General features: G+C 49.5%; 7 protein-coding genes and 1 tRNA gene. 7 read left to right on the forward strand and 1 reads right to left on the reverse strand.

Going from position 1 to position 10,088, the window contains the following annotated elements; genetic code table 11:
* Positions 1-19 precede the first annotated feature (19 nt).
* The 5 genes from RDL68_RS02110 (at position 20) to RDL68_RS02130 (ending at position 6,245) form a co-directional block, all read left to right on the forward strand.
* A complete protein-coding gene (locus RDL68_RS02110) occupies positions 20-2,041 on the forward strand; it encodes a urocanate hydratase (RefSeq protein ID WP_308540021.1) in 2,022 nt (673 codons plus the stop codon).
* Between the two features lie 224 nt (positions 2,042-2,265).
* Complete coding sequence (gene nhaC, locus RDL68_RS02115; RefSeq protein WP_308540022.1) at positions 2,266-3,801, forward strand: Na+/H+ antiporter NhaC; 1,536 nt, start codon at positions 2,266-2,268, stop codon at positions 3,799-3,801.
* A 285-nt stretch (positions 3,802-4,086) separates the two neighbouring features.
* On the forward strand, positions 4,087-4,602 hold the full coding sequence (locus RDL68_RS02120; RefSeq protein ID WP_308540023.1) for a hypothetical protein: 516 nt from the start codon (positions 4,087-4,089) through the stop codon (positions 4,600-4,602).
* Positions 4,603-4,702: 100 nt separating this feature from the next.
* Positions 4,703-5,986, forward strand: a complete 1,284-nt coding sequence (locus tag RDL68_RS02125) for an SPFH domain-containing protein (protein WP_308540024.1) — start codon at positions 4,703-4,705, stop codon at positions 5,984-5,986.
* Positions 5,987-6,038: 52 nt separating this feature from the next.
* A complete protein-coding gene (locus tag RDL68_RS02130) occupies positions 6,039-6,245 on the forward strand; it encodes a hypothetical protein (protein ID WP_308540025.1) in 207 nt (68 codons plus the stop codon).
* Between the two features lie 134 nt (positions 6,246-6,379).
* On the opposite strand, the gene RDL68_RS02135 is transcribed toward RDL68_RS02130, so the two are convergent.
* Positions 6,380-6,450: transfer RNA gene (locus RDL68_RS02135), tRNA-Gly, on the reverse strand.
* 100 nt (positions 6,451-6,550) lie between these two features.
* Between RDL68_RS02135 and RDL68_RS02140 the strand changes: the two genes are divergently transcribed.
* Both RDL68_RS02140 and RDL68_RS02145 read left to right on the forward strand, forming a co-directional pair.
* On the forward strand, positions 6,551-7,075 hold the full coding sequence (locus RDL68_RS02140; protein ID WP_308540026.1) for a cysteine hydrolase: 525 nt from the start codon (positions 6,551-6,553) through the stop codon (positions 7,073-7,075).
* Positions 7,076-7,184: 109 nt separating this feature from the next.
* Positions 7,185-9,980: a hypothetical protein gene (locus RDL68_RS02145; RefSeq protein ID WP_308540027.1), complete on the forward strand. Its 2,796-nt coding sequence runs from the start codon at positions 7,185-7,187 to the stop codon at positions 9,978-9,980.
* Positions 9,981-10,088 lie beyond the last annotated feature (108 nt).

Consider the following 10,088-nt stretch of genomic DNA (forward strand, 5'->3'; position numbering starts at 1 on the left):
GGTATTGAAGGAGGAAAACATGTTGGAGAACAAACAGATTGAGGAGGCCATGACCATTCGTTTGGAAATGGATGAGCTTCCGGAAATGCCAAAGTTCCAGGAGGGCATCCGTCGCGCTCCGGACCGTGGCTTCCGTCTGACACAGTCGCAAACGGAAGTGGCGCTGAAAAATGCGCTGCGCTATATTCCGGAGAAATTCCATGAACAATTGATTCCGGAATTTTTGGAAGAATTGAAAACGCGCGGCCGTATCTATGGTTATCGTTTCCGTCCGGAAGGCCGTATCTACGGCAAACCGATTGACGAATACGAAGGAAAATGCCTTGACGGCAAAGCCTTCCAGGTCATGATCGATAACAACTTGGATTTTGACGTGGCATTGTATCCGTATGAGTTAGTCACGTATGGGGAAACCGGCTCGGTTTGCCACGACTGGATGCAATATCGTCTGATCAAGAAGTACTTAGAGAACCTGACGGACGAGACCACCCTGGTTATGGAGTCCGGTCATCCGCTTGGTTTATTCAAATCCCGCAAAAATTCGCCGCGCGTCATCATCACGAACGGCTTGCTGATTGGCGAATACGACAATCACGAAGACTGGGAAATCGCCGAAGAAATGGGCGTGACCAACTACGGACAGATGACTGCCGGCGGTTGGATGTATATCGGTCCCCAGGGCATCGTTCACGGTACGTTCAACACCATTCTCAATGCCGGACGTTTGAAGTTAGGACTTTCCGCTGAAGACGATCTTTCCGGAAAACTCTTTGTCACTTCCGGTTTGGGCGGTATGAGCGGCGCACAAGGTAAAGCTGCCGAAATCGCACATGCCGTCGGCATTGTCGCCGAAGTGGATATCAGCCGTATCGAAACGCGCTTAGAGCAAGGTTGGATTTCCAAATTGGCAGAAACGCCGGAAGAAGCGGTTAAGATGGCGAAAGAATCCCTCGAAAAGAAGGAAGCCATGTCCATCGCCTATCACGGCAACATCGTCGATCTTCTGGAATACATGTACGAGAACAACGTACACATCGACCTGCTTTCCGACCAGACCTCCTGCCACAATGTATATGACGGCGGCTACTGCCCGGTGGGCATCTCCTTCGAAGAGCGCACGCGTATGCTCGCAGAAGATCATGACGGCTTCATCAAACTGGTAGACAAAACGCTGGCACGTCACTTCGCCATCATCAAGAAACTGACCGAGAAGGGCACCTACTTCTTCGATTACGGTAACTCGTTCATGAAGGCGATTTATGACTCCGGCGTCAAAGAAATCTCCAAGAACGGCATCGATGATAAGGAAGGCTTCATCTGGCCGAGCTACGTGGAAGATATTATGGGACCGCTGCTGTTTGACTATGGCTATGGCCCGTTCCGCTGGGTATGCCTCTCCGGAAAACATGAAGACTTGGTCGCCACTGACCATGCCGCGATGGATGCGATTGATCCGAATCGTCGCTATCAGGATCGTGATAACTACAACTGGATTCGCGACGCAGAAGAGAACAAACTGGTCGTCGGTACCGAAGCCCGTATTCTTTATCAGGATGAAGAAGGTCGCGTGAACATCGCTTTGGCATTCAACAAGCTGGTACGCGAAGGAAAAATCGGTCCGGTGATGATTGGCCGTGACCATCATGACGTATCCGGTACGGATTCCCCGTTCCGCGAAACGTCCAACATTTATGATGGCTCCAAAGTATGCGCCGACATGGCGATTCAGACCTACGCCGGAAACGCAGCGCGCGGCATGAGTCTCATCGCTCTGCACAACGGCGGTGGTGTCGGCATTGGCAAATCGATCAACGGCGGCTTTGGTTTAGTGCTGGATGGATCGGAGCGCGTGGACGAAATCATTCGCCTCTCGCTTTCATGGGATGTTATCGGTGGCGTTGCTCGCCGCAACTGGGCGCGCAATGAACACGCGATTGAAGTAGCGGTGGAATTCAACAAGAAGCATCAGGATGCCCACATCACCATCCCGTATCTGGCGGACGAAGCGAAGGTAAAGGAAGCGGTAAAAAAACTGTTCTAAAGGAACAACGCAGAATCTCCTTTACGATACGTGATAGAAATACGTTATAATGGAAAGAAAGTAAAGTAGGTTAACGGCTACCGCCTCGCCATGGTGCGAGGCGGCGTTCGCCGGACAAGGGCGAGAGAGGGCTGTTGCCTCAGCAAACGGATGCATTGCGATGAGCGGAAAACGTTCACCGCATGGCTCCGAAAATCCCTGTGGGGAATAAGAAAGGAGTGCTTATGAGCACCACTACAAAACGGGAAGTGCGTCTGCCCAGTTTTATTGAGGCAATTATTCCGATTCTCGTCATGGTCGGTCTGATGGTTTATGTTTTTGCCTTCAGTAACGAAGAGTATGACGCGGCGCACATGCCCTTGGTCGTTGCGTTGATCGTCACCTGCATTATTGGATTTATTTGTGGCCATACTTTCCAAGATATGCTGGAAGGAATTATGAACCGTATTAATGCAACATTGGAAGCTATTCTTATCCTTTTGACCGTCGGTCTGTTGGTTTCGTCCTTCATGATGTCGGGCACCATTCCTACCGTTATCTACTATGGGCTGGATCTCTTATCCCCCCAGTTCTTCCTTCCGGTAGGCTGCGTCCTCGTCTCCATCGTTGGTTTGGCCTGCGGTTCTTCTTGGACCGCCACCGCTACCATCGGTATTGCGTTCATGACCATCGGCGAAGGCTTGGGCATGAATCCGGCCATCACCGCCGGTATGGTTATCTCCGGCGCGTATGTCGGTGACAAATTCTCGCCGCTGTCCGATACGACCAACTTGGCTGCCGGTGTTGCAGAAACCGGTCTTTTCGATCACGTTACCGCCATGGTTTCTACGACCTTCCCGGTTCTGATTATTTCGTTAATTATTTACACCTTCATCGGTTTATCTAGCGGCTCTGTTGCCGGTTATGATCCGTCGATTGCCGAAGGCATCCGGACGGCCATTGCGGAACATTTCAACACGAACCCGCTTGTCATGTTGCCGATTCTTGTCATCATCGCAGTTTGCTTGCTTCGTATCCCGGGACTTCCCGGTATTCTGATTTCGGTTGTGACCGGTGTTGTTTTCGCCTTGATTTTCCAGGGCACACAGAGCTTGGCGAACATTTTCTCCATTTTGCACTTTGGTCCGGTCGTTGAAACCGGTAACGAGTTCTTAGATGCCGCGCTTGCCAAAGGCGGTATGGATAACCAGATGTGGACGGTTAACTTAATCCTCTTAGCGGTTGCTTTCGGCGGTGCGCTGGAACGCTGCGGTATTGTTGAGCGTCTCTTCGGTGGTATTAAGAAGAAAATTCACAGCGTCCCTGGTTTGCTCTTTGCAACCATGCTGACATCCATCTTCTGCGACGCCGCGATGTGCGACCAGTTCTTGGGCATTGGTGTTCCGGCTCCGCTCTATGCTGATAAATACGATGAGTTGGGTCTTGGACGTAACATGCTCTCGAGAACGTTGGAAGATGCCGGTACGCTTTGGGCGGTTATGTTCCCGTGGACCGCTTGCGGTGCATATCAGATGAAGACTTTGGGCGTCAACCCGATCTATTACTTCCCGTTTGCGTTCGTCAACCTGCTGAACCCGATCTATGCGTTGATTACTGCGCTTTTGGGACGCAATATCTTCTGGGCGGACGGTGCCTTTACGAGCGTGTTTGGCAAAACCCGTCAGGGCAAAGTTGCCAAAGCGCCGAAAGAAGCACATGCTAAGGCCCTTAAGGCGCTGGAAGAAATGCGTCAAGCCGGTCGTGCTCCGCGCGTAAACTAAGACATGAACCGTTGACAAAAACAGATTCCTATCGGTGACGTTTTACTGAACGACGCCTGATTCGGAATATGAAAAAGAAAGCGCACCTGTTGCCGAGCTTATGAGCCGACAGCCGGTGCGCTTTTTGTCTATTTTCTTCATATTATCGATGACGTGACGGCGACTAATGCGCAAGCACTTATCGTCTATTTTGCGGAAGGGTAGTATATAATAAACATAGCTACTTCTTACGGAGCACAATTTACGCAGAATGATTCTTACGAAAAAAAGAAGGGAACAAACCGAATGAAATCCAGTCTGGATAAAAAATGCCCATGGCATGACGACCACGAAGCGATAGAGATGCAACAGGCTAATTACCGCAAAAAATGGGTTATGCCGTATACCTTTATAATGGTGTTTTTTTGTATCGGTCTGGGCATTTTTACGAAGTATCGCATCTCCATTCTTCTCGGCTTGCTGGTGCTTTTGGCGGTAACGACGAAACGCTATGCCGCAGTGACGTCAAAAGGATTTGAACAGTTTTCCAACATGTATCTTTTTACCAATTACCGCGTGGTTGTCTGGGACGATATCGATACCATTACTTATGAAAAATTGTCGGATCATCCCGAGAATTCGTTGCTTTATTTCACACATGGGGATGTGACGTCGCGAGCTATTTTTCCAACGGCGGAGCGCAAGCGCATTCTTCGTTTGGCGGAAAAATACCATCCGGGCATCAAGATTCATGACGGTGCCGTTTTCAAAGAAGAAGTGCGAAAAAAATACGAAAAAAAACGAACCGAAAAAAAGAAATAAAGTTTCAAGTACGGGTATAGTAAAGACAAATCGGAGACAAACAGAAGGACGAAAGAAGCGTTTCGCATAGCGAGCGCATCACCGAACCAAGGAGGCATGCATGGGCATTATTCGCGCAATCACCAGTGCAATCGGCGGCGGTTTAGGTGACGAATGGTTGGAAGTCTATGAATCGGACAAGATGAGCCCGACCACGATCACCGCACCCGGCGTGATCGTCCGCAAGAACGATCCGCGAAACAACAACAAGAAAGGAACGGCGGACACCATCTCCAATGGTTCGCTTATCCAAGTCAAAGAAGGACAGTTCATGCTTCTGGTCGATGGCGGAAAGGTCATCGATTATACCGGTGAAGCAGGCTACTTCAAAGTCGATAATTCTTCGATGCCGTCTCTCTTTAACGGGGAGTTTGGCGACACGCTGAAAGAGACCTTTAATCGTGTACGCTTTTCGGGATCTACGCCGTATAAACAGACGACGTATTTCCTGAATATGCAGGAAGTGCGCGGATTGAAATTCGGTACACCCGCGCCGGTCAATTACTTTGATAATTTCTACAATGCTGAGCTGTTCTTACGGGCGCACGGCTCGTACACCATTCGCATTACCGACCCGTTGAAGTTCTATGTGGAGGTCGCCGATCATGATGCGAATAGCAGCATCGAGGTAGAAGATATCAGCGAACAGTATCGCAATGAGTTCCTGACGGCATTTCAGACGGCACTCAATAAGATGAGTGCGGATGGTGAGCGCATTTCGTTTGTTCTTTCTCGCGGAGACCAGCTTGCGGAATATATGCAGGATGTCTTGGATGAGAAATGGCAGGAATTGCGTGGTTTCCAGATTGAATCGGTCGCCATCGCCTCCATCTCCTACGATGAAGAATCGCAAAAACTCATCAACATGCGCAATCAGGGCGCGATGCTTTCCGACGCCTCTATTCGCGAAGGCTATGTGCAGGGTTCTGTGGCAAGAGGTCTGGAAGCGGCTGGCAGCAACGAAGCCGGTGCAGGACAGGGCTTCTTCGGTATGGGCGTTGGCATGTCCACCATCGGGGGCGGTTTCGGTCAGTTCTCTCAGAATAACGCCGAACAGATTCGTCAGCAGCAGGCGCAGCAAGCGGCACCAGCCGCCAATCCGACGGAAGGTGCGGCGGCTCCGGTGGAAGGCGGCATGGTCATGGGCACCGTGCAGACACCATCTTCGGAAAGTGGCTGGGCTTGCCCCAAGTGCGGAACCCAAAACAGTGGAAAATTCTGCGTCGAATGCGGAACCAAGAAACCGGAAGAGGCGAAATGCCCGAAGTGCGGCCATGCGGTGACACCGGACGCGCGGTTCTGTCCGGAATGCGGCGAGAATCTCCAACCTCCTGTAGAAGAGTAAGCATACGGAAGTAGGATACGACCCTGAACGGGTGAAAGAGAAAGGAGTTGTTTTGGACAACGAAAGAATTAACCAACAAAACGAAGAAGCGATGAAGGCCAATAACGACCAGATGAATCGCAACGAACGCAACACTGATTTTTATATCAACCATGCCATCAGCGACGAGAAGCCGATTGAGGTGCATGAAGAAGGCGAAACGGAAAAAGAAAAAGCCGAAAAGGCGGAAAAACTGAGCGGACAGAAGAACGAGAAATAAGAGCTCCGCATAAGGAATAGAAAGAAAGCGACTCGATGCGTTTGGCGTGTCGGGTCGCTTTTTTGCCCATATCTTTGTTCTTTTGTTCGCTTATATCTCTATCGCAGTTATAAAAGCACAATAAAGCATAAAAAAGCGGCTGACGGGAATCGAACCCGCGCATCCGGCTTGGGAAGCCGGTGTTCTACCATTGAACTACAGCCGCGTGTAAAAAGTATCCTGTTTTATCGGAACATCCCTATGGTAACACTTTTCCTGCCGATACGCTACAATGGGCATAACAATTGTCGAAAGGAAGGCGAATTATGCAGGATATTCTTCTTGTGATTGATATGCAAAACGATTTTATTGACGGCGCATTAGGTTCGAAAGCAGCGCAGGCGATTGTACCGTATGTGGTGGAGCGTGTGAAACAATTTGAAGGAACGGTTCTTTTCACCCGCGATACCCATCGCGCCAATTACCTCGAAACGCAGGAAGGGCGAAATCTTCCGGTGGAACACTGCCTGCGCGATACGAACGGTTGGCAGATTCATCCAGAGTTGGAAGCGTTGCGGAAAACCGACCCCATTGACAAGGTAACCTTCGGCGCAGCCTCTCTTCCGGCGGTTCTCTCGGATTTGGACGACCGCGACCGCATTTCTTCTATTACTCTTCTGGGGCTGGACACCGACATTTGCGTGATTTCCAATGCTTTGCTCATCAAAGCCTTTTTTCCGGAAATTCCGATTCAAGTGGATGCGCAGGGTTGCGCCGGTGTTACGCCTATCTCGCATAAGACGGCGTTAGACGCTATGAAAGCCTGTCAAATAACCATTTTGAACGCCTAATCCTGCCTTTCCAACGGACAAAGGAGAAGTGGGCTATAATATAAAAGTGATGAATCTTCATTTTGTAAGTATAAGGAGGAAATAAGATGAACCGCCACAGTACCCCCCCATGTGTAAAAAACACTATTTTATACAGGGACTGCTATGCGCGTTTTTCGCGCTATTTCTGATGGGGCTTTTTCCGCAACAAGCAAAAGCGGAAGATGCGCCCATTCCGATTTCTTCGTTTGAAGAGTTAAAACCGTATTTGACAAAAGGCGAGTATGCTGCCGATTTTACCAATCCAAAGCCCAAAGCGCTGCTCCTGAAAGCCGGCAAGTACGAGTTGCAAAACGATATTTCCATTGATGTATCGGATGCCTATTTTACCGATAAGCAGGATGAAATTGCGCATGGCTTGCTGTCGTTTGACGACAAGCAAGGCAAATTCTCCATTAATGGGAATAACCATACGATCTCTTTTACAGGCACAAAGCAGGTTCCGTTGTTCCAGGGGATTCGCGCACACGCATTTACGTTGGAAAATCTTCAGGTGGAGTACGCGGGAAGCCTTAAAGGCTATGGTCTGGTCGGCGAAGCGGTTTTATTTGCAGAGTTCCCAACGGATGCGAACGGGTTTGATATCCATAGCGCCCTGATAAGAAACATCAAGGTGAAGGTCAATGGAAATATTGAATCTGATGAGGTGTGGGGAACCATCTATAGCGACAACCATTTTGTGAATCAATTTCGTGAGGGGCAAATTGCCGCCGGCCTTTCGTGGTATCTGGAAAAAACGACGTTGGACAACATCGACCTGGAGGTAACCGGCAATATCGGGTCGGATGCGCTGCCAAAAGAAGTCCATTGGAAATCCGGCGCTGCCGGTCTGACATTCCATTGGGGCAAAAAGATGCCTACGCCGGGGACGCCGTCGGACGAGGCGATTCATAAACAACAGGATACAAGCAAACTCAAACAGGCAGGATATATAGAGAATGTCAATATCCACGTGGGCGGAAATATTCAAGCCACTGGGTATTCGCACGGCTATGCCTGGGGTGTTTCGAATGACTTGGGTGAAGCCTGGGTGGAGAACTTGCACCTAAAGGTAGATGGGGATATCGTGACCAAGCTGAATGCCGGCAATCCAAATCCGGCGTCTGCGGGGGCTCCCGCAGCGAGTGGAATCAGCGATGAAATCGGCGTGTTCATGAATTCTTCCCTTGAAGTCAATAATATTCGTGTAGAAGCCGATCCCGCTATGCCACAAACGGATCGGTTTGCAACGATGTATGTATGTGCGTCTACGAACAGCAAAGGCTGGTATGAAAATCTATCGAATTGCCAATTTACGGTCAAAGGCAAGATGAGTATGAATACGCCGTTTAAGAATACCATGGGGCTTGGCTTTGGGAATGGATGGAGCAGCAATGGGAAAGATGGCGTCGATTTTCTGCAGGTTCTGGAAAATAACAAGATTTCCGTGGGTGGTGTCGAAATCAAGAATGACAAGAGTACGCAGGTCGCCTTTGTCGGTCTTGCGCAAAAAGCCTATGCCGGAAACGAAACGCACGCGGATAGACCGACACTTCCCGAAGTAAGCGCAAAAGAAAACACCCTTACGGTTGGGGATGTGAATATCGATGCACCAAACGCCTATACGATGCTCTATCCCTTTATGCGGGAAGCTACAAACGCCAAAAACAACACCGTGACATACGGCAATATTACGGCAAATGCCGATTATGTACAGTTTTCCGGCCTTGGCGAATTGCGTGCGACGAATCCGAAGAACACGCCCCACGCTTGTCTAACCAAAGGAAACCGTCTGACATTTGGCGATATCCAGCTCACCGGAAAGAAAATTGGCAGTGTTTCTTTAATGGCAGGAACGCAGGAAGCGAATCAGCCGATGGAAGACTGTGTGGTGAAGGCAAAGTCGCTTAACGTAGAAATGACCGATGCGACGGCAGCGAAAGGCACGCCGATGGTCGCCGGTATTGCCGCTTATCAGAAAGGGACGATTACCGATTGCCGCGCGTATATCGGCAATGTTTCTATAGCCAATGCGTCGAAAACAGCATTGTATGTGGGCATGGGAACTGCATTCGGTAAAGACAGCGAGCTGAAGAATTCATCCGTCTTTATCGATAAAGATTTCCTTGTTCAGACAGACGGCATTAAGTATGCTGGCGGATTCTTCGGTTACGCGAACGGCATGACGATTGACAACTGTGACTATCAAATAAATGGGAAAAATCGTGTTGTACAAAACGACAAGGGCGTGTTCGGCGGATTTATGGCATTTAATCGCAATTCCACGATTACCAACACGAGAAGTTTATTGCTTAACGACTGGGGTGTGTTTGTGGGTTATTCCAACGGAGGAACCCTGGATGGCATAGCGCACTACGTGAACCAGCCCAATCCGATGTATTGGTCCGCTTTGCTGGGAGCCCATACGGCGAACCAGCCGACCATTAAAAATTCCACGCTACTGGTCGATAAAGAAAACGCCGATAACGAGCTGTATCGCACCGCGAATGTTTCTGCGGAAAGCGGCAATAACTTTGTCACGGTCGTCGGCAAGACAGACGGCGAGCTGCACACCAACCGCGAAGTGTTTACCACGGCGGAAAAGGACATTGAGGTCAAGGGCAATATGGTGAGCGTTGTGGTAAAGACAGACGCTTCGGAGGGCACCGGTTTTATCGCCAAGCGCGATTTCCAAGATACGTATTGGAATGAGGAAATTGGTGAATATACCACCGGCGATGCCGAAAAGAATTTCGCCTATCTACTTACCACGACTTTTGGGGATGTTATGGCGGTCGGAAACGATGCAGACGTTATTCAGGATGGCATGAACCAGGCATCGTTAGTCGACTATATTCACCGTCATGCTGGCGTAAGTGTAATGTAGTAAGACATATGTGACACTTTCAACAAAATAAAAAGAGGTGCTCTGATACAATGTGTTTGACCAAAAACCCGTTGCATCGAAAGGAGCACCTCTTGAGTAAGATTATAA

Origin of the sequence: uncultured Murdochiella sp., assembly GCF_902488755.1 — a bacterium.
Taxonomy (GTDB): domain Bacteria; phylum Bacillota; class Clostridia; order Tissierellales; family Peptoniphilaceae; genus Murdochiella.